At 69.9% G+C, this 25,337-nt stretch carries 18 protein-coding genes; 14 read left to right on the forward strand and 4 right to left on the reverse strand.

Annotated elements, in window-relative coordinates:
* Window positions 1–30: 30 nt before the first annotated feature.
* Window positions 31–738, forward strand: coding sequence for a hypothetical protein (locus AB0E69_RS39900; RefSeq protein ID WP_360159255.1), 708 nt, complete (start codon window positions 31–33; stop codon window positions 736–738).
* A 10-nt stretch (window positions 739–748) separates the two neighbouring features.
* On the opposite strand, the gene AB0E69_RS39905 is transcribed toward AB0E69_RS39900, so the two are convergent.
* A complete protein-coding gene (locus AB0E69_RS39905) occupies window positions 749–1,453 on the reverse strand; it encodes a TetR/AcrR family transcriptional regulator C-terminal domain-containing protein (protein WP_360159258.1) in 705 nt (234 codons plus the stop codon).
* A gap of 55 nt (window positions 1,454–1,508) precedes the next feature.
* Here AB0E69_RS39905 and AB0E69_RS39910 point away from each other — a divergent pair, with 55 nt between their 5' ends.
* The 7 genes from AB0E69_RS39910 to AB0E69_RS39940 all read left to right on the forward strand — a co-directional run bounded on the left by AB0E69_RS39910 (window position 1,509) and on the right by AB0E69_RS39940 (window position 17,534).
* Window positions 1,509–3,026 carry an MFS transporter gene (locus AB0E69_RS39910; protein ID WP_360159261.1) on the forward strand — a complete coding sequence of 506 codons (1,518 nt, stop codon included), beginning with the start codon at window positions 1,509–1,511 and terminating at the stop codon, window positions 3,024–3,026.
* Between the two features lie 117 nt (window positions 3,027–3,143).
* The gene (pheS, locus tag AB0E69_RS39915; protein ID WP_360159264.1) at window positions 3,144–4,253 is read left to right on the forward strand and encodes a phenylalanine--tRNA ligase subunit alpha; all 1,110 of its coding nucleotides are present in this window, start codon (window positions 3,144–3,146) and stop codon (window positions 4,251–4,253) included.
* The gene (gene pheT, locus AB0E69_RS39920) at window positions 4,253–6,868 is read left to right on the forward strand and encodes a phenylalanine--tRNA ligase subunit beta (RefSeq protein WP_360159267.1); all 2,616 of its coding nucleotides are present in this window, start codon (window positions 4,253–4,255) and stop codon (window positions 6,866–6,868) included. The genes pheS and pheT overlap by 1 nt, the downstream gene beginning before the upstream one ends.
* Before the next feature lie 31 nt (window positions 6,869–6,899).
* Window positions 6,900–8,420, forward strand: a complete 1,521-nt coding sequence (locus AB0E69_RS39925; RefSeq protein ID WP_360159270.1) for a gamma-glutamyltransferase — start codon at window positions 6,900–6,902, stop codon at window positions 8,418–8,420.
* 43 nt (window positions 8,421–8,463) lie between these two features.
* On the forward strand, window positions 8,464–9,435 hold the full coding sequence (locus AB0E69_RS39930) for a glycosyltransferase family 2 protein (protein ID WP_360159273.1): 972 nt from the start codon (window positions 8,464–8,466) through the stop codon (window positions 9,433–9,435).
* Complete coding sequence (locus AB0E69_RS39935) at window positions 9,432–11,630, forward strand: hypothetical protein (RefSeq protein ID WP_360159276.1); 2,199 nt, start codon at window positions 9,432–9,434, stop codon at window positions 11,628–11,630. Before AB0E69_RS39930 ends, AB0E69_RS39935 begins: the two co-directional genes overlap by 4 nt.
* A 105-nt stretch (window positions 11,631–11,735) precedes the next feature.
* Window positions 11,736–17,534 carry a tandem-95 repeat protein gene (locus AB0E69_RS39940; RefSeq protein WP_360159279.1) on the forward strand — a complete coding sequence of 1,933 codons (5,799 nt, stop codon included), beginning with the start codon at window positions 11,736–11,738 and terminating at the stop codon, window positions 17,532–17,534.
* Here the strand turns inward: AB0E69_RS39940 and AB0E69_RS39945 are convergent.
* The 3 genes from AB0E69_RS39945 to AB0E69_RS39955 all read right to left on the reverse strand — a co-directional run bounded on the left by AB0E69_RS39945 (window position 17,531) and on the right by AB0E69_RS39955 (window position 19,421).
* Entirely contained in the window at window positions 17,531–18,049 is a 519-nt protein-coding gene (locus AB0E69_RS39945) for a GNAT family N-acetyltransferase (protein ID WP_360159282.1), read from the reverse strand. The two genes, AB0E69_RS39940 and AB0E69_RS39945, sit on opposite strands and share 4 nt — an antisense overlap.
* Before the next feature lie 33 nt (window positions 18,050–18,082).
* Window positions 18,083–18,964: an RNA polymerase sigma-70 factor gene (locus AB0E69_RS39950; RefSeq protein ID WP_360159285.1), complete on the reverse strand. Its 882-nt coding sequence runs from the start codon at window positions 18,962–18,964 to the stop codon at window positions 18,083–18,085.
* Between the two features lie 109 nt (window positions 18,965–19,073).
* Complete coding sequence (locus AB0E69_RS39955; RefSeq protein ID WP_360159288.1) at window positions 19,074–19,421, reverse strand: hypothetical protein; 348 nt, start codon at window positions 19,419–19,421, stop codon at window positions 19,074–19,076.
* Window positions 19,422–19,535: 114 nt separating this feature from the next.
* Between AB0E69_RS39955 and argC the strand changes: the two genes are divergently transcribed.
* From argC to AB0E69_RS39985, 6 genes are read left to right on the forward strand one after another with little or no spacing between them, the layout of a single operon-like run.
* Window positions 19,536–20,567, forward strand: a complete 1,032-nt coding sequence (gene argC / locus AB0E69_RS39960) for an N-acetyl-gamma-glutamyl-phosphate reductase (RefSeq protein WP_360159291.1) — start codon at window positions 19,536–19,538, stop codon at window positions 20,565–20,567.
* Window positions 20,564–21,766, forward strand: a complete 1,203-nt coding sequence (gene argJ / locus AB0E69_RS39965; RefSeq protein ID WP_360159294.1) for a bifunctional glutamate N-acetyltransferase/amino-acid acetyltransferase ArgJ — start codon at window positions 20,564–20,566, stop codon at window positions 21,764–21,766. Before argC ends, argJ begins: the two co-directional genes overlap by 4 nt.
* Window positions 21,763–22,641 (forward strand): acetylglutamate kinase, encoded by an 879-nt coding sequence (gene argB, locus AB0E69_RS39970; protein WP_360159297.1) that lies wholly within the window; start codon window positions 21,763–21,765, stop codon window positions 22,639–22,641. Before argJ ends, argB begins: the two co-directional genes overlap by 4 nt.
* A complete protein-coding gene (locus AB0E69_RS39975) occupies window positions 22,638–23,840 on the forward strand; it encodes an acetylornithine transaminase (protein WP_360159300.1) in 1,203 nt (400 codons plus the stop codon). Before argB ends, AB0E69_RS39975 begins: the two co-directional genes overlap by 4 nt.
* Window positions 23,837–24,772, forward strand: coding sequence for an ornithine carbamoyltransferase (argF, locus tag AB0E69_RS39980; RefSeq protein ID WP_360159303.1), 936 nt, complete (start codon window positions 23,837–23,839; stop codon window positions 24,770–24,772). The genes AB0E69_RS39975 and argF overlap by 4 nt, the downstream gene beginning before the upstream one ends.
* Window positions 24,769–25,281 (forward strand): arginine repressor, encoded by a 513-nt coding sequence (locus AB0E69_RS39985; RefSeq protein WP_360159306.1) that lies wholly within the window; start codon window positions 24,769–24,771, stop codon window positions 25,279–25,281. The genes argF and AB0E69_RS39985 overlap by 4 nt, the downstream gene beginning before the upstream one ends.
* Window positions 25,282–25,337 lie beyond the last annotated feature (56 nt).

Here is a 25,337-nt window from a genome sequence, read left to right on the forward strand (position 1 = left end):
GCGGAGCGGGCTGTTCTGGGAGGACTGTCGATGTCGAGTGTGCCGCTGCCTGCCAAGGCGAGTCTGAGTCAGTTGCGGGCCCGGGCCAAGGAGTTGCGCAAGGCGGTTGCCAAGGGGCGGCCGGATGCCGTGGAGCGCGCGCAGGCGCAGCTTCCCGGGGCTGATCCGGCGAGCTTCACGTTGCGGGATGCGCAGTTGACGATTGCCCGGGAGCACGGGCTGGCCAGCTGGCCGGAGTTGATGGAGAAGGTCGCGACCGAGCTGGTCGAGGGTCGCGAGCTGCACCGGTATTTCGGCGTCGAGCTCAACAACGAGACCTGGGACCTGCTCGAGGAGATCGACGAGACGAGCCCGGTGGGGGACCAGGAACGGTTGCTGTACGGCGCGTACGCCGCTTGCCTGCACTGGCTCGAAGCGGGGAACGAGGCGAACCACGCGCGCGGCGAGCACCTGATCGCGCGGGTGGCGCTGCGGATCGGAAGGGTCGAGCTCGGGCTGCACCATGCGCGGCGGTGTCTCGAGCTCGTGCTGGCCCACCCGGATCAGATGGCCGACTGGGACGAGCCGTTCGCGCGCGAGGCCTTGGCGCGGGCGCTCGCCGCGACCGGTCAGCCGTCGGCAGCACGCGCCGAGCTGGCCATAGCTCGCACCTTGGCCGAGCAGGTCGCCGGCGAAGGCGACCGCAAGGTCCTGGACGAAGAGCTCGGCAAGGAACCCTGGTTCGGGCTCACGACCTGACGCGGGTCCCTTACTGCTTGATCCGGGTTTGCAGGCCGTCGAGCATGACGTCGAGGCCGTAGGCGAAGTTCTCGTTGAGGTTGGTCTCGAAGCCTTGCTCCAGGCGGCGGTGCACGGACTTCTGCATCTCGGGGTACTGGTCGGCGACCGCCAGGGTCTCCTGGCGGAGCTGATCCATCCAGTCGGACTCGGACTGACCGGACTTCCGGACCATCTCGCGGGACGCGACCTCGGCGCTCACGGTGCCGAGGACGTACGACATCACGCAGCTCATCGCGCGGTCGCCCTCGTTCCCGGAGAAGCCGGCCGCGCCGAACAGGGTCAGGCCGCGGGCGCCGAGGCTCATCGCCTTCGGCCCGACGCTCGGCCGCGTGTACATCACCTCGGGCAGCCACGGATGCCGCAGCACCGCCGACCGCAGGCTGTGGGCGAACAGCAACGCGCCGGCCCGCCAGCCCGCCAGCTCCGGCTGGGGTACGTCGATCTCGCCCCAGACCTCGTCGATCAGCAGGTCCACGAGGTCGTTCTTCGTCGGCACGTGCCAGTACAGGCTGGTCGCCCCGGCCCCGAGCTTCGCCGCCAGCTTCCGCATGCTCAGCCCGGCCACGCCCTCCTCGTCCAGGAGCGCCATCGCGGTTTGCACGATCTGGTCCAGGCTGAGGGTTTCCCGCCCCGGTGCGGCGGCCCGTTGCCGGGTCCAGATCGACTCGTTCATGGCGTCATCCTACTAGCCACTCGCACACCGTTCGAGTTTGTCGTACAGTGTGCGAGTGACTAGTACACCGTTCGAGTCTGCTGACACTTCCGCCGCCGGACACCCGCGGCGCTGGTGGATCCTGTTGATCCTCTGCCTGAGCCTGCTGGTGCTCGTGGTCGACAACACCGTGCTCAACCTCGCGATCCCGTCGCTGATGCGGGACCTGGACGCGACCCCCGCGGACATCCAGTGGGTGATCGACGCCTACATCCTGGCGTTCGCCGGGCTGCTGCTGACCGCGGGCAGCCTGTCGGACCGGTTCGGCCGGCGGAAGATGCTGCTGATCGGCCTGGCCGTCTTCGGCGCGGCCTCGCTGATCGCGACGCTGGCCGACACACCTTGGCAGCTGATCGGGTGCCGGTTCCTGATGGGGGTCGGCGGCTCGCTGCTGATGCCGAGCACGCTGTCGCTGCTGTTCACGGTGTTCCCGCCGGAGGAGCAGCGCAAGGCGATGGCCGGCTGGTCGATGGTTGCGATGGTCGGCGTGATCGCCGGTCCGACCGTCGGCGGGACGCTGCTGAACCACTTCTGGTGGGGTTCGATCTTCCTGATCAACGTGCCGATCGCGGTGCTGGCGATCGTCGGCGCCGTGATCCTGATCCCGGAGTCTAAGGGCCCGGCGCGGTCGGTCGACCCGGTCGGCGCGGTGCTGTCGGTGGTCGGGATGGCGGCCGTCGTCTGGGCCATCATCTCGATCCCGGTGCACGGCTGGGGCTCCGGCCGGGTGCTCGGGCTGCTCGCCGTCGGAGTGGTCGCGCTGGCCGCCTTCGCCCTGTGGGAGCGGCGGAGCGAGCATCCGATGGTGCCGCTCGCGCTCTTCAAGGACCGGCGGTTCAGCGGGACGAGCTTCTCGATCGTGCTGCTGTCGTTCACCGCGGGTGGGTTGCTGCTCGCGCTGACGCAGTACCTGCAGTTTGTCCTCAGGTACACGCCGCTGAAGGCGGGGCTGGCGCTGGTTCCGTACGCCTTGGCCGCGACGGTCTTCAACGGGCTGGGCGCGACGCTGGGGAAGAAGATCGCCGACCGGACGCTGATCGCGCTCGGCCTGGCGGTGATCGCGGTCAGCTTCGGCATTCTGACCCAGGTCTCGGACAGCTCGGGGTACGGCCTGCTGATCGTCGGCCTGCTGGTGATGGGGATCGGCGGCGGCCTCGCCGGACCAGCGGCGTACACCCTGCTGATGCAAGCGGTCCCGGCCGAGCATCGCGGTGTCGGCTCGGCCCTGAACGACACCGTCCAGCAGACCGGGGCGGCGCTGTCGGTCGCCGTACTGGGCAGCGTCCTGGCCGCGGCCTACTCGGCTGCCCTCCCGGACTCGGTCCCCGAGGCGGCCCGCAAGTCCATCGCCGACACCCTCGCCCTCGGCCCGGACTTCTTCCCGGCCGCCAAACACGCGTTCATCGACGCCATGCAGCTCTCCATGACCGTCGGCTCGATCGGCGCCGTCGCAGGCGCCCTCGTCGCCCTGTTCGTGCTACCGCGCAGGTCCGCCGAGCAACCCCCGGATCAGTCGGTCGAAGCCGCTTCCTGACCAACCACCTCCGCCCCGGCTCACTGCCGGGGCGGAGGTCTGTGGACGGCCGATTCACGGTATTGGGGTCGGGGTTTCTAGACTGCAATTCGTCGAAGTTCCGATTGAGAGCGAGCCATGTCCGGTCCCAACACTGATTACGACCCGGTCGAAGTGACGCCGCTGCATGCCGAAGAGGTGGAGCGGACCCGCGACGAGGCGCTGGCGGCGTTTACCGGGGCGGCCGATCTGGCTGCCCTGCAGGAGGCGAAGCTCACCCATCTCGGCGACAAGTCGCCGATCGTGCTGGCGAACCGGGAGATCGGTGCGCTGCCGCCGCAGGCCCGCAAGGAGGCCGGTCAGCGGATCGGTGCGGCCCGGAAGGCGATCAACGAGGGCTTCGCGTCCCGGCTCGCGGTGCTCGAGGCCGCGCACGAGGAGCAGCTGCTCGCCACCGAGCAGGTCGACGTGACGCTTCCGTGGCACACCCCGCAGCTCGGCGCGCGACACCCGCTGTCGCTGATCTCCGAGCAGGTCGCGGACGTCTTCACCGCGCTCGGCTGGGATGTCGCCGAGGGTCCCGAGGTCGAGGCCGAGTGGCTCAACTTCGACGCGCTGAACTTCCAGCCCGACCACCCGGCGCGGCAGATGCAGGACACCTTCTTCGTCGAGCCGGCCGGCTCCGGCCGGGTCCTGCGCACCCACACCTCCCCGGTGCAGGCGCGCTCGATGCTGACCCGGAAGCCACCGATCTACGTGATCTGCCCGGGCCGCGTGTTCCGCACCGACGAGCTCGACGCGACGCACACGCCGGTCTTCTACCAGGTCGAGGGCCTGGTCGTGGACGAGGGCATCACGCTCGCGCACCTCAAGGGCACGCTGGACCACTTCGTCGTGTCGATGTTCGGCGAGGGCCTGGAGTCGCGACTCCGGCCACACTTCTTTCCGTTCACCGAGCCGTCGGCGGAGGTCGACCTGAAGTGCTTCGTCTGCCGCGGCGCCTCCGTCGGCAACCCGGACCGCCCGTGCCGCACCTGTGGCAGCGAGGGCTGGATCGAGTGGGGCGGCTGCGGCGTGGTCAACCCGCGGGTCCTGCGGGCCTGCGGCATCGACACCGACCGGTACTCCGGATTCGCCTTCGGCATGGGCCTGGAGCGGACGCTGATGTTCCGCAACGGTGTCGAGGACATGCGGGACATGGTCGAGGGTGACGTGCGGTTCAGCCGCCAGTTCGGGATGGAGATCTGATGCGGGTCCCACTGTCATGGCTTCGGGAGTACGTCGAGGTCCCGGCCGGGGTCACCGGCCGCGACATCGCGGAGCAGCTGATCCGGGCCGGCCTCGAGATCGAGACGGTCGAGGAGTCGGACCTGACCGGGCCGCTCGTGGTCGGCAAGGTGCTCACGTTCGAGAACGAGCCGCAGAAGAACGGTAAGACCATCCGCTGGTGCTCGCTCGACATCGGCAAGGACGAGCCGCAGTGGGTCGTCTGCGGCGCGCACAACTTCGAGGTCGGCGACCTGGTCGTCGTCGTGCTCCCAGGTGCGGTGCTGCCCGGCGGGTTCGCGATCTCGGCCCGCAAGACGTACGGCCACGTGTCGAACGGGATGATCTGCTCGAGCTCCGAGCTCGGCCTCGGCGACGACGGGACGCACGGCATCGTCGTCCTCGATCCGGGCGAGGCCAAGCCGGGCGACGACGCGGTCGAGCTGCTCTCGCTGGCGGACGACGTGCTCGACCTGGCGGTGACGCCGGACCGCGGGTACTGCCTGTCGATCCGGGGTGTCGCGCGCGAGGTGGCGACGGCGTACGGCGTGCCACTGAAGGATCCGGCGGAGCTGACGCTGACCGGATCGGGGAGCGGTGGGCACCCGGTCCGCGTGGACGATGCCGAGGCGTGCAGCGTGTTCGTCACCCGGACTGTCACGGGGATCGACGCCAAGGCGCTGTCGCCGCGGTGGATGCAGAAGCGGCTGCTCGCGGCCGGGATGCGGCCGATCTCGATCGGGGTCGACGTCACGAACTACGTGATGCTCGAGCTCGGTCAGCCGATCCACGGGTACGACAAGGCGCGGCTGTCCGGCGAGATCGTTGTGCGGCGGGCGACCGCTGGTGAGAAGTTGATGACGCTCGACGACCAGACCCGGGAGCTGGACGCCGAGGACCTGCTGATCACCGACGACTCCGGCGCGATCGGGATCGCGGGCGTGATGGGTGGTGCGTCCACCGAGATCTCGGACGCGACCACGGACGTGGTGATCGAGGCCGCGCACTTCGACCCGATCGTGATCGCCCGGGCCTCCCGCCGGCACAAGCTGTCGTCGGAAGCCTCCCGCCGTTTCGAGCGCGAGGTCGACCCGCTGCTCCCGCGGTACGCCGCCCAGCGCGTCGCCGACCTCCTCGCCGAGTACGCCGGCGGCACGATCCAGCCCGACGAGACCGTCATCGACACCCACCCGGCGCCTGCCCCGGTCACGCTCCGCGCGGACCACGCAGCACGAGTCGCGGGCGCGCCGATCACGCTGACCGAGACGCTGCAGCACCTCCGCTCGGTGGGCTGCCGTGTCGACGCAGCCGCCGCCGACGCCGTCCCGGCACCGCTGGCCGCGGGCGTCCACGCCCCTGCCCTGGTGGTGGAGGCAGCAATCGCCACCTCACTCAGCGCCTCTACGCCGGCTGCCGCAGCTGGGACCGCGGTGGTCGAGGGACTGGCCGGTGACGACCTGCTGACGGTGACGCCTCCGTCGTGGCGACCGGATCTGCGGGACCCCAACGACTTCGCCGAGGAAGTCATCCGGCTGTTCGGATACATCAACGTGCCGTCCATGCTGCCGAAGGCGCCGGGCGGGCAAGGGCTGACCGTCGCGCAGAAGCGGCGGCGCCGGGTGGCTACCGCGCTGGTGGGCGCGGGGCTGACCGAGGTCGTGTCCTACCCCTTCACCGGTGACGCCGACTTCGACGCGATGGGGATCCCGGCGGACGACCCCCGCCGTACGACGGTGAGGCTCGTCAACCCGATCTCCGACGAAGAGCCGTCTATGCAGACCACTCTGCTCTCGACGGTGCTCCGGACCGCCGAGCGCAATGCCGGCCGCGGCGCGGGCGACCTGGCGATCTTCCAGACCGGCCTGGTCTTCCTGCCCCGCAAGGACACCAAGCCGGCGCCGCTCCCGTCGGTCGAGCACCGGCCGAGCGACGCCGAGATCCAGGCGCTGTACGACGCTCTTCCCGAGCAGCCGCTGCACCTCGCGGCCGTGCTCGCCGGTTCGCTGACCCCGACCGGTTGGTGGGGCAGGGGCCGTCCGGCCGGGTGGGCCGACGCGGTCCAGATCGCCCGCCTGGTCGCGTCCTCGGTGGGCGTGCAGCCGGTGGTGAAGAACGCGGAGTACGCGCCCTGGCACCCGGGTCGCTGCGCCGAGTTCTCCGTCAACGGCAAGGTGGTCGGTCATGCCGGCGAGCTGCACCCGAAGGTCTGCCAGGCGTACGGTCTGCCCGCTCGGTCGAGCGCTGTCGAGCTCGACCTGCAGGCGCTGATCGCCGCCGGTCCCGAGTCCGTCACTGCCCAACCGTTCTCGTCGTACCCGGTGGCCAAGGAGGACGTGGCGCTGATCGTGGCGGCCGACGTGGCCGCGGCGGACGTCGAGGCGGCGCTGGTCGAGGGCGCGGGCGAGCTGCTGGAGTCGATCCGGCTGTTCGACGTGTACACCGGTGAGCAGATCGGCGATGGCAAGAAGTCGCTCGCGTTCGCGCTCCGGTTCCGCGCGCCGGACCGGACCCTGAAGGAGACCGAGGTCGCCGACGCCCGCCAGGCGGCGGTCCAGGTCACGGTCGACCGCTTCAACGCGGTTCAACGGGTCGGCTGACGCGATGAGCGGCGGTCACCCGAGAGTAGCGGTGGCAGCGCCCAACAAGGCGGCTGCCGATGCGGGCGTGCGGGTGGCCGCTGAGGGTGGAAACGCGGTCGATGCCGCGATCGCGGCCACCCTGGTCACGATGGTCAACGAGATCGGCGTGGTCTCTCCGGCCTCCGGCGGGTTCGTCACCCTGCAGGTGTCCGGCGGCGACGCGGTCACCATCGACGGCTGGGTGGAGATGCCCGGCCGCGGCCTGCCCAGCGAGCGGTTCGGCCGTGGTGTCTGGGACATCACCACCGACTACGGCGGCGGGACGACGACCACGGTCGGCCACGGCTCGGTCGCGACTCCGGGCGGGATGAAGGCGCTCGCTCTCGCCCACCAGCGGTCCGGCAAGGCCCCGTGGCACGAGGTCTTCCAGCCGGCGATCGAGGTCGCCCGTACCGGCTTCCCGCTCAGCCGGACGTCGGCTTACTACCTGGGCTTCACCCACGAGATCATCTTCGGCTGGCATCAGCCGAGCCACGGCGTCGTCCACGATGACGACGGCGCGGTGATCAAGGCCGGTACGACGGTGGTCATCCCCGAGCTGGCCGAGGCGCTCGAGCTGATCGCCCGCGACGGCGCCGAGACCCTCTATACCGGCGAGCTCGCGCAGCTGCTGATCCGCGACATGGCCGAGAACGACGGCATCCTGACCGCCGAGGACCTCGCGGCGTACGAGGCGATCGTCCGCCCGGCGCTGACCGTGAAGCAGAACGGCTGGCAGCTGGCGACCAACCCGCCCCCGGCCGTCGGCGGTGTGGCGGTCGCGGCGATGCTCGCCCTCCTCGACGGCGTCCCGTACGACGGCAGCTGGAACCAGTCCGAGCTCGAACGCCTCATCGACGTACAGCACGCGGTCCTCGGCCGGCGGCTGCCTGAGCTCGATGAGGAGGACGTGCGCCGGCTCGAAGGGCAGAAGCTGCTCGACCTTGCCGCCGCCGGCGATCTCCGCGCGCTGACCTCCCCGAGCACTGCGACCGTGTCGGTCGTCGACGACGAGGGCGACGCGTGTGCGATCACGGTCTCGTCCGGCTACGGCTCCGGTGTGCTCACGCCCGGCACCGGCATCTGGCTCAACAACGCGCTCGGCGAGCAGGAGCTGTTGCATGGCGGCCCGCACAGCCTGGCTCCCGGCACTCGGCTCACCTCGAACATGGCGCCGAGCGTCGCCCGCCGGGACAGCGACGGCGCGGTGCTCGCGATCAGCTCGCCGGGATCCGACCGGATCCCGACCGCGCTCGCCCAGGTCTACGCGCTCTACACCCACGGCGGCATGCCGCTGCGGGAGGCGGTCGAACACCCACGAGTCCACGTTCGCGTCCGGCAGGACGTGGTGGTCGACTACGAGGACGACCTCGAGGTGCCCGGCGCGACCGCGCTCCCGACCCGTCCGATGCCTCCGCATTCCATGTACTTCGGTGGCGTCGCCGCCGCGTTCTGGGACCCGGCCGACGGCCTGCTCGCGGTCGGCGACCCCCGGCGAACCGGAGCCGTGGCTATCTCACCAAGCCCCTGACCAGCCTAGTAAGCTCACCACCTCGATCCTCCGAAAGGCAGCCATGCGGGACACCACCCCCGAGCTCTCCGTCGTCGTGCCGATGTACGACGAGGAAGAGGTGCTGCCGATCTTCTTCGAGCGGATGCACCCGTTGCTCGACGGGCTGGGCATCAGCTACGAGCTGGTCGTCGTCGACGACGGCAGCCGGGACCGGACCGCCGAGCTGCTGCTCGCCGCCGCCGAGGATTGGCCGCAGCTCCGCGTCGTCCGGCTGCTCCGCAACAGCGGTCACCAGGCTGCGCAGTCGGCCGGCTTCCGCCGCGCCCGCGGTCAGTACGTCGTCACCATCGACGCCGACCTGCAGGATCCCCCCGAGGTGATCGCGGAGTTCCTCGACGCCGTGCGCGAACAGGACGTCGACGTCGTGTACGGCGTTCGCTCGGACCGGTCCAGCGACAGCTGGCCGAAGCGGACCTCCGCCCGGCTGTACTACAAGCTGATGTGCCGCCTCGTCGGCAAGGACATCCCGTTCGACGCCGCCGACTTCCGCCTGGTCACGCGCCGCGTGGTAGACGCGGTCAACGCGCTGCCGGACGACGGCCGGGTGTTCCGGCTGGTGATCCCGTGGCTCGGATTCCCGAGCGCCGAGGTGCGGTACGTCCGGGCCGAACGGGCGGCGGGGACGACGAAGTACAACCTGACCAAGATGATGCGGCTCGCGTTCGACAGCGTGACCGCGTTCTCGGCCGCGCCGTTGCGGCTCGCGACGTGGCTCGGTCTGCTCGGTGGCGTGATGTCCGGCGTGTTCGTGGTCGGCGCGCTGGTGATCAAGCTGACCGGCCGGAGTATCCCGGGCTGGACATCGACCGTGCTCGCGGTGAGCGTGATCGGCGCGATCCAGCTGCTCTGCCTCGGTCTCCTCGGTGAGTACGTCGCGCGCCTGTTCCAGTCGAGCCAGCGCAGACCGCAGTTCCTTGTCGGCTACGACAGCCTCGAAGACCAAGGGCATCAAGAGCCGGTTCGCCATCCATGAAACGGTCGGTCCCGTGGCTGCTGCCGATTCTGGTTGCGGCCGGCGGGTTCGTTTGGCTCGGCGACGTCGGTGCCGGTCCGGTTCTGAAATTCACGGCGTACTTCGTGCTCGGGATCGCGCTCCCCGGCACGTTGCTGCTTCGGGCCGCGTGGCGCAGTACCGGTAACTGGGCTGAGGACCTCGGCCTTGGATCCGTCGTCGGCGCTACCTGGCAGCTGATCGGCTGGGCGATCTTCACCGCGCTCGGCCGGCCGCACTGGCTAATCGTCTGGCCCGCTTTGGTGCTGATCGCCCTGGGCTGGAAGTACTGGCGGATCAGGGACCCGCAACCGTTGCCCGCCCGCTGGACGTGGGGTCTGGCGGTATCGGCCGCGGTCATGATCGGCGCGGCCACCTTCGGAGTGCTGGCGTACCACCCGATGCCACCGCACGGCGAGGCGTACTACCCCGACCTCCTCTATCACCTGTCGATGGTGAACGAGCTGACCCGCTCGATGCCGCCCGACATCCCGCAGGTGGCGGGGGAGCGGCTCGATTACCACTGGTTCGCGAACGCGGACATGGCCGCGGCGGTCGACATCACCAGGCTGACCCCGATGGTCGTGCTGTTCCGGCTGTGGATCCTGCCGTGGCTGGTCGTCTCGCTGCTGGTGTGCGCAACGCTGGCCCGGACCGTCAGCCGGACCTGGTGGACCGGAGTACTCGCGGCGCTCGCACTGGCCGCGCCGCAGCTGTACCTGTTGATCGACACGAGCGTGAACCTGGCACCACCGGTCAGTCTGCTCAGTCCGTCCCAGACGTTCGGCCTGGTCGCCGGGGTGACGGTGGCGATCTTCCTGATCGAGCTGCTCTTCCGCCAGGCGCCACGGAGGTTGTGGCTGCTCACCATCGCGGTGGCGATCGTCGGCGGCGGCTCGAAGCCCACGGTCTTACCGCTACTGGTCGCCGGTGTCGCACTGGCCGCGGTCTACGTGGTGGTCACCACTAGGCGGCTGCCGGGGCGACTGGTCGGTGCCACGGTCGCACTGCTTGTGGTTGGCGTAGCGACCTTCGTGACGGTTGCCGGCAGCACCAGTGGATCCCGGCTCCAGTTCCTCGCGATGCTCAAGTCGCTGCCGGTCTACACGGCCGCTACCGGCGACCGGACCCAACCAGGCGACGGCGGCCTGATCCTCCCCGCACTCGCTCACGGTGAAGTGATCGGGACGCTGACCCTGCTGCTCGGCGTGCTGCTCACGTTGCAGGCGATGTCCTGGGCGGGCTTCGGCATGGTCGGTCGCAAGGACCCGATCGCCTGGTTCCTGCTCGGCGCGATGATCGCCGGCTGGGCTGGCTACCTGCTGATCGACCACCCGTCGGTCAGCGAGTCATACTTCGTCTACATGGCCGCACCTTTCAGCCTCGCCGGCGCCGGCTGGTTCGCGGTGACCAGTGCCCGCGCGGCCGGGCGGCCGATTCCGATCGCGATCGTCGCGTTCCTGCTCTCGATCGGGTACGCCGGTCTGCTCGTCTGGGCGCGCGGTGTGCCGGCCGCGTCGACGGGCCGTCAGCTCTGGGAGAGCACGCGCATGCTGCTCGTCGTCCTCGCGTTGACGATCGTGCTGCTCGTGATCTGGAGACTCTTCTTCCACCAGGCCGGCGGCGGACTCCTCGTCGTACTCGTGCTGCTCGCGACCGCGCCGATCAGCTCCTTCATCCAGAGCGCAGTGCGCGGTGACACCGAGAAAGCACCGACGTACCGCGCAGCGCGCTGGTGGGTCTACCCCGACGAGGCCGAGGCGGCGCTCTGGCTCGGGCAGCACTCGGCGCCGACGGACGTGGTTGCCACCAACACCTGGTGCCGGCCCGCCGGTCAACTGGGCCCGGGCTGCGATGCGCGCGGCTATCTGGTCAGTGGGATCGCGGGTCGCCGCACACTGATCGAGGGCTGGGCCTATACCAACCAGGCGATGGCGAAGCAAGGTGCGGGCGGCCGCCGGTACACCGAGCAACCGTCACCGTGGCCCGACCGGGTGACCCTCACCAACCAGGCGCTGGCCACGCCGACACCCGAGGCGCTCGGCCAACTGCGAGCGCGCGGCGTGCGCTGGCTGTACGCCGATGCCCGCAACGGCACCGTGTCGCCCGAGCTCGGCCGGCTCGCGATGTTGCGACACAGTATCGGCAAGGTCCGGATCTACGACCTCGGAGAGTGATTCTCCCGTAACATTGGGTCTGCGTCGGCCGTTGTGTCTACGCAGGCCCGCCCGCCACGCGGCCGATGCATTGCGACGTCGTGAATGCTCGGGAGGGCGGGACAGATGCGGGCAACCCGACCGGTCGCGGCCGTGTGTGCCGTCACCGGCCTGCTGGCGCTCGGCACGATCGACGCCACGGCGTACCAGGTGCCGACGGCACCTTTCGGAGAGTCGGCCAGTGCCGTCATGCCGGGCTCCGGTCTGCGGCAGACGATCTCGGTCGCCGGCCGGACCGAGCTCGGCGACCCGACGACCGCGGGGTTCCGCGGCAGCGGGCCGACGACGTACCAGCCGGCGATTGCGGCGACCACGCCCGCGCAGGACGTGATCGTGAACACCGGCGACTGTGCGTCGACCGGCGGGTGCGGCGATCGCGGCACGGTGACGATCGCGTTCTCGCAGCCGGTGCGCAACCCGGTGCTACACCTCGGCGGCATCGGCGGCAGCGTCACCAGGACCGTGAGCGGCACACCGACCGCGCAGTCCGAGCTGCACTCGATCCTCAAACTCACGACGGCCGGACTGAGTCTGAGCAAGGTGGGGACAGGCAACAACCTCGCGGTCACCAGCGACACGATCGGCGCGGCCGTCCACGACGCCGGTCCGAACTGCGTCAACACCAAGACCGGCACCGGTCTGGACGCCACCGCGACGGCCGCGTGCGGTTCGGTCCGGGTGAACGGTTTGGTCACCAAGGTCAGCTTCGAGCTCACCGCGTTCTTCACGAAGCATCCGAAGCTTCCGGCGTTGAACCTCGGGTCGTCCGGGGACGCCTTCTCGATCGTGGCCTCCACGCCGGAGGATTTCGGCGATGCGCCGACGTCGTACGGCGCCGCGTGGTCGGTGCTGAGCGACCTCCAGCTCGGGCAGGCCGTCACCGAGGACAACTCGGAGGTTGCCAACGGCACCAGCGGTCCGACGGTGCCGGATCAGGGTGACGACGGCGTCACCTTCCAGCCGCTGCACACCAACGCCACGACGTACGCCGCGGACGTGCGCCTGGCTGGTGCTTCGAAGGTCGGGCGGGCGTGTGCGTGGATCGATCTCGACGGCAACGGCGCCTTCGCGCCGGTCGAGCGCGCCTGTGCGCCGTTCGCGGCCCGGCAGACCACGGTCACGCTGCGCTGGTCGGAGCTGAGTCCGAAGGCGGGCGCGACGTACGCGCGGGTCCGGGTCGGGTACGACGAGGCGCAGATCGAGAAGCCGGTCGGTGCCGCGGATTCGGGTGAGGTCGAGGACTATCCGTTCGCGATCACCCCGCCGCCACCGCCCGTGCCGGTTGACGATGCGGCGACCACCGCGTTCAACACGGACACCGTGGTTGATGTGCTGGCCAACGACAAGCCTGGGGATCCTGCCACGCCGCTGAAGCCCAGCTCGCTCTGCCTTGTCGACGGGGCGAAGTGCGTGGTGATGGTGAACGTGGTCGGCGAGGCCAAGTACGTCGCCCGGCCCGACGGGACGATCCGGGTCGAGCCGGTGCCGGGCTTCGTCGGACCGGCCAAGCCGGTGATCTATCGCATCGCGGACGTCAGCGGCACGACCGCAACGGCCAAGCTCACGCTGACTGTTTCCCTGCCGGATCGGCCGGTTGCCAATCCCGATACCGCGACGACTCCGCAGAACGTGAGTATCGCGGTCAAGCCGCTGGCCAACGACAAGACGGCGGACGGTGTGCAGCTTGTGCCGTCGTCGGTGGTCCTGCGTGATCCGGCGGACGGCGCGTTGAAGAAGACGGTCGTGATCTCCGGCGAGGGCTCGTACGTCGTCAAGCCTGACGGTGGCGTGGACTTCGTGCCGACCGCGCAGTTCACCGGCGTGGGGACGACGATCGGGTATCGGGTCACCGACACCACGCATCAGACCGCCGAGTCGACGCTGACCGTCACGGTGACACCGGTGAAGCCGGTCGCCAACGGCGACTCGGTGAGCACCCCGTTCGATACGGACATCGTCGTACCTGTGCTCGCGAACGACGTCGCCGGCTCGGTGAATGCGCCGCTCGATCCGGCCTCGCTGCAGCTGGTCGATCCGATCACCCACAAGCTGGTCGAAACGGTGATGGTCCCGCGGCAGGGCACCTACGTGGTCAGCGCCGGCAAGGTGACCTTCGAGCCGGTGCACGGTTTTCACGGTGTCGGTACGGCGGTGACGTATCAGGTGCTCGACCTGAACGGTACGGCGGCGCGGGCCGAGCTCACGGTCTCCGTCGACGCGCCCGGACCGCCGGTGGCGAATCCGGACACGATCACTACGCTCCAGGGTCAAGCCATCCTGATTGCGGTCCTCGACAACGACAAGCCAGGCCCCACCGGATCACCTCTGGACCCGGCCACCGTGCAACTGACCGCCCCGAGCCGCGCTGCGCCGGCCGGCGCAGCCGCAAGCCGTCCGGCTGCGGGCTCCACCCTCGTCGTACCTGGCGAGGGCAAGTATTTGGTGAAGCCCGACGGGAAGGTTGTGTTCGAGCCTGTGCCCGCGTTCAGCGGTGTCGCGACCCCGATCGGCTATCAGGTTGCCGATGGCAACGGAGCGATCGGCCGCTCGACGCTGACCGTGCAGGTGGCCAAGGTCCAGCCGGACGCGTCCGACGACACCGCGAGTACGGCGTACGACACCGCCGTCACCGTGTCCGTGCTCGCGAACGACGAGGCCGGCGATCCGGCGGTCCCGCTGGTGCCGAGCAGCGTGCTGCTGATCGATCCGAAGACCAAGCAGCCGAGGACGACGGTCGTGGTCGCCGGCGAAGCGACGTACACCGTGGTCCCGGACGGCAAGATCTCGGTAGACCCGGTGCCGACGTTCACCGGAGTCGCGTCGCCGATCGGGTACCGCGTCTCGGACGTGAACGGGACGCTGGCCATGGCGAACCTGACCGTGACCGTCGCCAAGCCCGCGCCGCCAACGGCGAAGCCGGACACCGCCACAGGCAAGCAGAACGTGCCGCTGCGGCTGAGCCCGCTGGTGAACGACACCGCCGGTGAGGGCACCGGACTGGACCCGCTCAGCCTCGCGATCCTCGACCCGGCCGACGGCTCGATGAAGAAGCTGGTGAAGATCCCAGGCGAGGCGAGCTACCAGGTCAACCCGGACGGGACGGTCACGGTCGATCCGTTGCCCGGGTTCACCGGGACGGCGACCAGGCTGACGTATCGGGTGGCCGACCGGTTCGGCCAGACCGCGCGGTCGACGATCACGGTGACGATCACGCCGATCACCCCGGTCGCGGTCGATGACGTGGGTAGGACTCCGTACGACAAGACCCTGACGGTCAACGTGCTGGCGAACGACAAGCCGGGCGATCCGACCGCGCCGCTGGTGCCGGGCAGTTTGCTGCTCGTGGACCCGGCCGATGGGTTGCTGAAGGCAACGGTCACGATCCTGAATGAGGGTGTCTACACGGCGGCCGGGGGAGTGGTGATCTTCGATCCCGGCGCGACGTTCCGCGGCCCAGGCACGCCGGTGACCTACCAGGTGGCCGACCGCAACGGGACGTTGACGACGGCGAAGCTGACGGTCACGGTCGGGCAGCCGCCGGTCGCGGCGGCCGACAGTGCGTCGACCCTGCAGGACATCACCGTAACCGTCAACGTCTTGTCGAACGACAGCCCAGGGTCGGACGCGAAGCTCGACAAGACCTCGGTCGGGCTGCTCGACCCTGCCGCGCGCACCACCGGGTATCTGAAGCAGGTCACGGTCGCCAACCAGGGCACGTACACCGTCGACGCCGACGGGTTCGTGACGTTCGACCCGGTGCCGGCCTTCCGGGGCAAGGCACTGCCGATCAACTACCGGGTCGCGGACTCGGACGGGAACTACGCGGCGTCGACGTTGAGTATGACGGTCACGCCGATCTGGCCGGTGACGCTCGACGACTCGGCCATCACGCCGTACGGGCACGCGATCACGGTCGACGTGCTCGCGAACGACAAGGCCGGCGATCCGTCGGCGCCGCTCGTCTCCGCGAGTCTGGTGCTGAAGGACGCGGCCGGGCACTACGGGAAGACGTTGACGCGGGCCGGCGAAGGGACCTATCAGGCCGGGAACGACGGGACGATCACGTTCACGCCGGCGAAGGGATTCCAGGGCGTGACGACGCCGACGACGTACCGGATCAGCGACGACAACGGCTCGACCGCGGAAGGCCTGTTGCTGCTGACGGTCGGCAAAGGTCCGTCGGCGGTGGCGGATGCGATGACCACCAAGCAGAACGTCACGGTGACGGTTGATCCGCTCGCCAACGACGAGCCGGGGACCGGGGCTCAGCTCGACAAGACGACCGTGCAAGTGTTCGCGCGGACGGCTGCCGTCCTAGACAGCTGGGACCGTAAGGCCGTCATCCCCGGACAGGGCACCTTTGCGGCGGACACGGCGAGCGGGAAGATCACCTTCGATCCCGAGCCGGCGTACCGCGGGGTGGTGTCGATCGCTTATCGGGTCACCGACACCTCGGGGAACGTGGCGGCCGCGACGGTCGCGGTGACCGTGACGCCGGTGACGCCGGTGATCGTGGACGACCAGGCGGCGACGCCGTACGGGACCGCGGTGACGGTCGACGTGCTGGCGAACGACAAGCCGGGAGACGCGAGCGCGCCGCTCGGCGAGGTGCAGCTGGTCGATCCGGCGACCGGAGACGCGGTGGCGTCGCTGGTGGTCGCGGGGGAGGGGACATTCACGGTCCAGCCGTCGGGCGGGATTCGGTTTGCTCCGGTGGACGGGTTCGCGGGTGCGGTGACGCCGGTGGGGTACGAGGTTGCCGATCGCAACGGGACGGTCGGCGCCGGCACGCTGACGGTCACCGTGCAGGACCGGCCGGTCGCGGCGCCCGACGTGGCGCGGACCAAGGAGCACGTCGCGGTCGTGATCGACCCGCTCGCCAACGACAAGCCCGGACCCGGCGCGACCCTCGATCCGGCATCGGTGCTGCTGGTCGGGCCGGACGGCGCGCTGGTTTCCACGGTGACGGTCGCCGGTCAGGGTGAGTACGTCGTTGCTGACGGCAAGGTGACGTTCAGCCCGGTGACGAAGTTCGTCGGTACGACGCGGCCGGTGGCGTACGAGGTGAAGGACAGCAACGGCAACTCCGCCCGCGCGACGATCACGGTCGCGGTCGTCCCGGTGCGGCCGATCACGGTCGACGACAGCGCGGACACGGCGTACGGCACGGCGGTCGTCGTCAAGGTCCTCGGCAACGACAAGCCCGGCGACGCGTCGGCGCCGCTGCTGCCGGCGTCCGTCGTACTGCGTGATCCGGCCGACGGCGCGCTCAAGAAGACCGTAGCTGTCCCCGAAGAAGGGAACTTCGCCGTCGGCGCGGACGGCACGATCACGTTCACGCCGGTGCAGGACTTCATCGGTACGACGCGATCGCTGGGGTACCGCGTGACCGACGCGAACGGCACGTCCAACACCGCGCTCGTTGACGTGACCGTCGCCGGACCGCTCCTCGCCAAGGCGACACCGATCGCGGCGACCGGCACGCGAGGCAACCCGGTCGTCGTCAATCCGGTGGCCAACGGCGGGCCTTCGAAGATCTGCCTTCGAACCGCGACCACCTGCGCTCAACGGCTGACCAACGGCTCCGGCACGTGGTCGGTGGCGCCGGACGGCACCATCACACTCAAGCCGGCCCAGGGCTTCACCGGTAGGACCCGACAGGTTTACGAGCGCACCGACGGCACCGGCCAGGTTGCCACCGCACCGGTCAGCGTCACCATCGACGCCACACCACCGCCGGTACGCCCAGCCCCGGTCGTGCGAGCTGAGGCGACCAGTGGACTACCGACCGTCCTGCTCACCCTCGCCGTCCTCATCACGGCCCTGGGCGCAGCACTCGTCACCCTGGCCCGCACACGCCGCTAAAGGTCCAGCACCAGCATGACCTCGTCGCGGTAGTCGTCCGGCGCGACGCGGACCGCCCGTGGGTGCCGGCCGACCACGCGGTACCCAAGCGGCTCGTAGAAACCCTCCAGCCCGAGCCCATCCCGGATGGTCAGCTGCAGCTGCTCCAGACCAAGGTCAACCGCCGATCCGCGCAGTCCCTCCATCAGCACGCGGCCAGCGCCGCCTCCCTGGTGCTGCGGATGCACCATGACGCGCAGCACCGTCCGCCAGTGCGCGTTGAGTGCACTGCGGTGGCTGACGAGCAGGCCCATCCCGGCGTACCGCTCGCCGGTGTGCAGCACCCCGAGCAGGTCCAGACCCGCGGCGACCCGGCTGAGCGCGTCGTCCAGCGTCCCCGCGACCAGGCCGACCGGCGCGGGTGGGGTGAAGCCGACCGCGCCGCCGGCGTCGGTCGCCGCGATCCAGGTGTCCAGCAGGTCTGCCCGCAGCGTCGGGTCCAGCGCCTCGTCGGGCTCCACCACCAGGTACTTCACGACACCTCCAGATGCGACTGAGTTGCAGATAGTCTACGTCTCTAGGGTGTGTCGCGGCGGGACGGTGCCCAGCTTGTCCGGGTTGCGGATCAGGTACAGCTCGCTGATCAGGCCGCCGTCGCTCTTCAGGAACGCGACGGTGTCCGGCTCGTCGTCGAAGTACGCGATGAACGCGGTCTCGCCGTTCAGCGTCGCCATCCGGATCTCGTAGTTCGGGTTCTCCGCGATCACCGCGAACAGCCAGCGGGCGATCTTCTCCGGCCCGTTGATCGGGCGCAGCGCGGCCTTCTTCTTGCCGCCGCCGTCGCTGATCAGTACGGCGTCCGGCGCGAGCAGCGACACCACCTCGTCGAAGTTGCCGGACCCGGCCGCCTGCATGAACCGCAGGGTCAGCTCGTTGTGCCGCGCCTTGTCGACGTGGTGCCGCGGCTGCCGGGCGTGGACGTGGTCCCGGGCCCGGTGCGCGAGCTGCCGTACTGCGCTCTCGGACCGCCCGAGCGTGTCCGCGATCTCGCCGTACGGCAGGTCGAAGACCTCACGCAGGACGAACGTCGCGCGCTCGAGCGGTGAAAGGGTCTGGAGTACGACGAGCATCGCCATGCTGACCGAGTCCGCGAGCTCGGCCGCGTCAGCCGGGTCGGCGGTCTCGGCGAGCGGCTCAGGGAGCCACGGGCCGACGTACTGCTCCCGGCGCGCCTTCTGCTGCCGCAGCCTGGTGAGGGCGAGCCGGGTCGTGATCCGGATCAGGTAGGCGCGCACGTCCCGCACTTCCTCGTGCTCGGCCCGCGCCCACCGCAGCCACGCCTCCTGCACCACGTCCTCCGCGTCGGTGACACTTCCCACCACCCGGTACGCCGCTCGCACCAGCACCGACCTGTGCTCAGCGAACTCCCGCGCGAGCTCCTCCTCGGTCATCGCACGCTCCAGCTCCGTGTAGACGTCACAGCCTCAGCCTCCAAGAGTCGTCGACCCCTTGGACACCTCTCACCGGTAGGCCTGTGACATGAGCTGGGTCACACATATCTCAGGCGAAGCTGAGGTACGCGAAGAGGGTGCCGGTCAATGGTGCTGTGCTGAAGAAGGCGAGGGTGCCGGTGGTGAAAGCGCTCCAGTGGCGCTTGGTGTAGAGGTGGGTGGCCAGGACCCCAAGGCCAGCCTCGATGGGGACGATCCAGGATCCGACCAACAGAGCGGCGAGGGTCAGCTCGTCCCGGTCGGACCAGCAGAAGCCGTCACCTTCCACCCCTCGACAGCTCGCGTGGAGTTCGCCGGACGTGAAGAGCCACAGCACGCCGTACCCGGCGACCACCGCGACCAGCCAGCAGACGAACACCGCATAGCTGACCCGCTGTCGCTCTTTCTCCGTCGGCACGCCATCAGTCTGACCACGGCGAGGGGTCGCCGCCCGGATGCTTTACTCAAGAGGAAATAGCTGAGGCTCCCAGCGCGATTGGATATTCATTCGGGTTGTGACATACTCATTCACATGAGTGTGAAGGTGGCGGTGGCCGGTGCCAGTGGATATGCGGGGGGCGAGCTGCTCCGGTTGCTGAGCACGCACCCCGCGGTCGAGATCGGTGCGCTCACCGCCGGTGGAAACGCCGGTACGGCGCTCGGCGCCCACCACCCGCACCTCGTGCCGCTGGCAGGGCGTCTGCTGGTCGAGACCACGGCGGAGAACCTCGCCGGTCACGACGTGGTGTTCCTGGCCCTGCCGCACGGACAGTCCGCCGGAATCGCCGATCAGCTCGGCGAGGACGTCACCGTGATCGACTGCGGCGCGGACTTCCGGCTGACCGAGGCCGAGGCGTGGGTCGAGTTCTACGGCGGCGAGCACGCCGGCTCCTGGCCGTACGGGCTCCCGGAGCTCCCCGGGCAGCGGGACAAGCTCCGCGGGTCGAACCGGGTCGCCGTACCGGGTTGTTACCCCACCGTCTCCACTCTCGCCCTGCTTCCTGCCGTACAGGCCAGTCTCGTCGACCCCGCCCAGCTCGTCGTGGTCGCGGTCAGCGGCACGTCGGGCGCGGGCAAGGCCCCGAAGCAGAACCTGCACGGCGCCGAGGTGATGGGCTCCGTCTCGGCGTACGGCGTCGGCGGCGTACACCGCCACACCCCGGAGATCGAGCAGAACCTGACGCCGTACGCCGACCAACCGGTGAGCGTCTCGTTCACCCCGGTGCTCGCGCCGATGCCCCGCGGCATCCTCGCCACCTGCAGCGCCCCGGTCGCCGATGGCACCGACTACGCAGTACTGCGGAAGGCGTACGAGGACGCGTACGCCGACGAGCCGTTCGTGCACCTGCTCCCCGAGGGGCAGTGGCCGCAGACCCAGTCCACGCTCGCTGCGAACACCGTGCTGCTCCAGGTCGCCCTCGACCGGCGCACCGGCCGCGCAGTGATCGTGGCCGCGATGGACAACCTCACCAAGGGCACCGCCGGCGGCGCCGTGCAGTGCATGAACCTGGCCCTCGGTCTCGACGAGACCACGGCCCTTCCCCTCGTAGGAGTAGCACCGTGACCCTTGCCGTCACTCCCGCCACCCAAGTCGATCGGAGCGCCGGAGTGACCGCGCCGGCCGGCTTCCGCGCGGCCGGGGTGATCGCCGGGATCAAGCCCGCCGGTACGCCGGACCTCACCGTCGTGGTCAACGACGGTCCGCACGACGTCGCCGCCGGCGTCTTCACCACCAACAAGGTGAAGGCCGCGCCGGTGCTCTGGTCGCAGCAGGTCCTCACGGCCGGCCGGTTGAAGGCGGTCGTGCTCAACTCGGGCGGCGCGAACGCGTGCACCGGCCCGGAAGGCTTTCAGGACACGCACAAGACCGCCGAGGAGCTGGCCTCCGCGCTCGGGGTCGGTGCTGCCGAGATCGGCGTCTGCTCGACCGGCCTGATCGGCGAACGCCTTCCGATGCCCGCAGTGCTCTCTGGGATCTCCGCCGCGGTGGACGCGTTGGGCGACAGCCCCGAGCATGGCCTGGCCGCGGCGACCGCGGTCATGACGACCGACAACGTGCCGAAGCAGGCCGCGCTGAAGCACCCGGACGGCTGGAGCATCGGTGGGTTCGCCAAGGGCGCCGGCATGTGCGCGCCGAACATGGCGACCATGCTGAGCGTGCTCACCACCGACGCTGTGCTCGACCAGCCGCACCTCGACCACGCGCTCCGCAACGCGGTCGGCAAGACCTTCAACCGGCTCGACGTCGACGGCGGTACGTCGACCAACGACACCGTGCTGCTGCTCAGCTCGGGTGCGTCCGGGGTGACCGTGACGCCGGAGGCGTTCGAGGCCGCGCTGACCGCGCTCGCCGCCGATCTGGTGAAGCAGTTGCAGGCCGACGCCGAGGGCGTCACCAAGCACGTCAGCATCACCGTGCAGGGCGCGGCGACCGAGGCGGAGGCGCTGGCCGCCGCGAAGATCGTTGCCGAGGACAACCTCTGCAAGACCGCGTTCTTCGCCTCCGACCCGAACTGGGGCCGGATCGCGATGGCCGTCGGCAACGCCCCGACCGCGTTCGAGCCGGCGCTGCTGGACATCACGCTGAACGGTGCCGCCATCTGTGTCGCCGGTGGCAAGGGCGTCGACCGCTCCGAGGCGGACCTCAGCGGCCTCGAGATCGACGTACTGATCGACCTGCACGCGGGGCCCGCGTCGGCGACCGTACTGACCACCGACCTGTCGCACGCGTACGTCGAAGAGAACTCGGCGTACTCCTCATGACCGTTTTCCCGGGGGCCATCGAGAAGGCCGCTGTCCTGACCGAGGCGCTGCCGTGGCTGAAGCAGTTCCACGGCAAGACGGTCGTGGTGAAGTACGGCGGCAACGCGATGGTCGACGAGAAGCTCAAGCGGGCGTTCGCCGAGGACATCGTCTTCCTCCGGTACGCCGGGGTTCGCGTCGTCGTGGTGCACGGTGGCGGCCCGCAGATCAGCGACATGCTCGGCCGGCTCGGCATCGACAGCGAGTTCCGCGGCGGGCTGCGGGTCACCACGCCCGAGGCGATGGACGTCGTCGGCATGGTCCTGGTCGGCAAGGTCGGCCGGGAGCTCGTCGGGCTGCTCAACGCTCACGGTCCGTTCGCGGTCGGCATGTCCGGCGAGGACGCGGGGCTGTTCACCGCCGAACGCCGTACCGCGTTCGTGGACGGGGAACATGTCGACATCGGGCTGGTCGGCGACGTGGTCGAAGTACGGCCGGAGGCGGTCGTCGACCTGATCGACGCGGGCCGGATCCCGGTGGTCTCGACGATCGCGCCGGACGAGGACGGCCAGGCGCACAACGTCAACGCGGACACCGCCGCCGCGGCGCTGGCGGTCGCGCTCGGCGCCGAGAAGCTCGTCGTACTGACCGATGTCGCCGGGCTCTACCGGGACTGGCCGAACAGCGACGAGATCATTACGCAGATCGACGCGGCCGAGCTGGCCGAGCTGTTGCCGTCGCTCGCCTCCGGCATGGTCCCGAAGATGGAGGCCTGCCTGCGCGCGGTCCAGTCCGGCGTGTCCCGGGCGACCGTCATCGACGGCCGCGTCCCGCACTCGCTGCTGCTCGAGATCTTCACCGACGCCGGAAATGGAACCCAGGTGATCCCGTCATGACCGAGCTGCTAACTGTCGACGGTACGCAGGCGGCGCTGACCGAGCGCTATTCCGGCGCGCTGATGAACACCTTCGGCGCGCCGAAGCGGGTGCTGGTCCGCGGCGAGGGCGCGTACCTGTGGGATGCCGACGGCAACAAGTACCTCGACCTGCTCGGCGGGCTCGCGGTCAACTGCCTCGGGCACGCGCACCCGTTCGTCGTGTCCGCGGTGACCTCGCAGCTCGCCACTCTCGGCCACGTCTCGAACTTCTTCGCCTCCGCGCCGCAGATCGCGCTCGCCGAGAAGCTGCTCGGCCTGTTCGAGGCACCGGGCAAGGTGTTCTTCACGAACTCCGGCACCGAGGCGAACGAGGCAGCGTTCAAGATCACCCGCCGGACCGGCCGGACCAAGATCGTCTCGACCGTCGGCGCGTTCCACGGCCGGTCGATGGGCGCGCTCGCGGTGACCTGGAAGCCGGCGTACCGCGAAGCCTTCGCGCCGCTGCCCGGCGACGTGGAGTTCGTCCCGTACGGCGATGCCGAGGCGCTCGCCGCGGCCGTCGACGACCGGACGGCGGCCGTCATCCTCGAGCCGATCCAGGGCGAGAACGGGGTCGTCGTACCGCCGGCCGGCTACCTGCGGGCGGCCAGGAGCATCACGTCCGAGCACGGCGCGCTGCTGTGGCTGGACGAGATCCAGACCGGGATCGGGCGGACCGGGACGTGGTTCGCGTACCAGACCGAGGGCATCGTGCCGGACCTGGTGACGGTGGCCAAGGGGCTGGGCGCGGGGATCCCGATCGGGGCGTGCGTCGGGCTCGGCGCGGCCGCGGACCTGCTGCAGCCGGGGAACCACGGGACGACCTTCGGCGGGAACCCGGTCGCGGCGATCGCCGGACTGGCCGTGCTGACCGTGATCGAGCGGGACGGACTGCTCAGCCAGGTGAATGCCATCGGCAACCACCTGGCCGCGTCGATCCTCGCGCTCGACCACCCGCTGATCGCCGGCGTCCGGGGCCGCGGGCTGCTGCTCGCGATCGAGCTGACCCAGCCGGTGTCGGACCAGGTCGCCGCGCTCGCGCTGGGGGCCGGTTTCGTGATCAACAACCCGGTTCCGAACGCGTTGCGGCTGGCGCCGCCGTACATCCTCAGCAAGGCTGATGCGGACAGTTTCGTCGCGGCCCTCCCGGGGCTGCTGGATCAGGTGGAGGCCTCGTGAGTCCTCGGCACTTCTTGCGTGATGACGACCTGTCGCCGGTCGAGCAGGACGAGGTACTGACCCTGGCGGCGCAGTTGTCCGGCGATCGTTTTGCGCACCAGCCGCTGGTGGGGCCGAAGACGGTCGCGGTGATCTTCGACAAGACGTCGACCCGGACCCGGATCTCGTTCGCGGTCGGGATCGCCGAGCTGGGCGGCGTACCGCTGATCATCGACGCGCAGACCTCGCAGATGGGCCGGGGCGAGCCGATCGCGGACACCGCGCGGATCCTGGACCGGCAGGTCGCGGCGATCGTGTGGCGGACCTTCGGGCAGTCGCGGATCGAGGAGATGGCGGCGGTGTCGCGGGTGCCGGTGGTGAATGCTCTGACGGATGAGTTCCACCCGTGCCAGATCCTGGCTGATCTGCTGACCGTGCGGCAGCACAAGGGCTCGACGGCCGGGCTGAAGCTGGTCTACCTGGGCGATGGTGCCAACAACATGGCGCACTCCTACCTGCTCGGTGGTGCGACCGCCGGCATGCATGTCGTCGTGGCATCGCCTGCTGACTACCAGCCGGACCCGGCGATCTTGGCGCGAGCTGCCGAGATCGGCGCCTCCACCGGAGGATCGGCGACGTGGACGTCTGACGCTTTGGCGGCTGTGGACGGTGCGGACGTGCTTGCCACCGACACGTGGGTGTCGATGGGCCAGGAGGCGGAGGCGGCCGAGCGGGAGGCGCCGTTCGTGCCGTACGCCGTGACCGAGCAGCTGGTCGGCAAGGCGGCGACCGATGCGATCGTTCTGCATTGCCTGCCCGCCTATCGTGGCAAGGAGATCGACGCGGCCGTGATCGACGGGCCGCAGTCGGTCGTCTGGGACGAGGCCGAGAACCGGCTGCACGCGCAGAAGGCGCTGCTGTCGTGGCTGCTTGCAAGGAGTTTTACGCCATGAGCATCGCCGTACCGACTACGAAGACCGCGCGGCAGCAGCGGATCGTCGACCTGCTCGGGCGGCAGCCGGTGCGGTCGCAGACCGAGCTGGCGGACCTGCTGGCCGCGTCCGGGCTCGTCGTCGGGCAGGCCACGCTGTCGCGGGACCTGGTGGAGATCGGTGCGGTGAAGGTACGCGACTCGTCCGGCCAGCTCGTGTACGCCGTACCTGGTGAGGGCGGGGACCGGACGCCGCGAGCTGGTGAGGCGGCCGCGTTCGAGGCCCGGTTGGGGCGTGTCGCGTCCGAGCTGCTGGTGTCGGCCGAGGGCAGCGCCAACCTGGTCATCCTGCGAACCCCGCCGGGGGCGGCCCAGTACTTCGCGTCGGCCATCGACCACGTGGGGCTGGACGACGTCCTCGGCACCATCGCCGGCGACGACACGGTCATGGTCGTGTCCCGCAACCCCACCGGCGGCGAGGCCCTCGCCGCCCGCTTCCTGTCCCTGGCCGCCCGCTCCGACACCAAGTAGGTCCGCGAACGCTCCTGCCGGTTGCAGCTAAGTAGGGGTGACGGCTGTCGGCGGAG

Source organism: Kribbella sp. NPDC026611 (assembly GCF_040638345.1).
Classification (GTDB): domain Bacteria; phylum Actinomycetota; class Actinomycetes; order Propionibacteriales; family Kribbellaceae; genus Kribbella.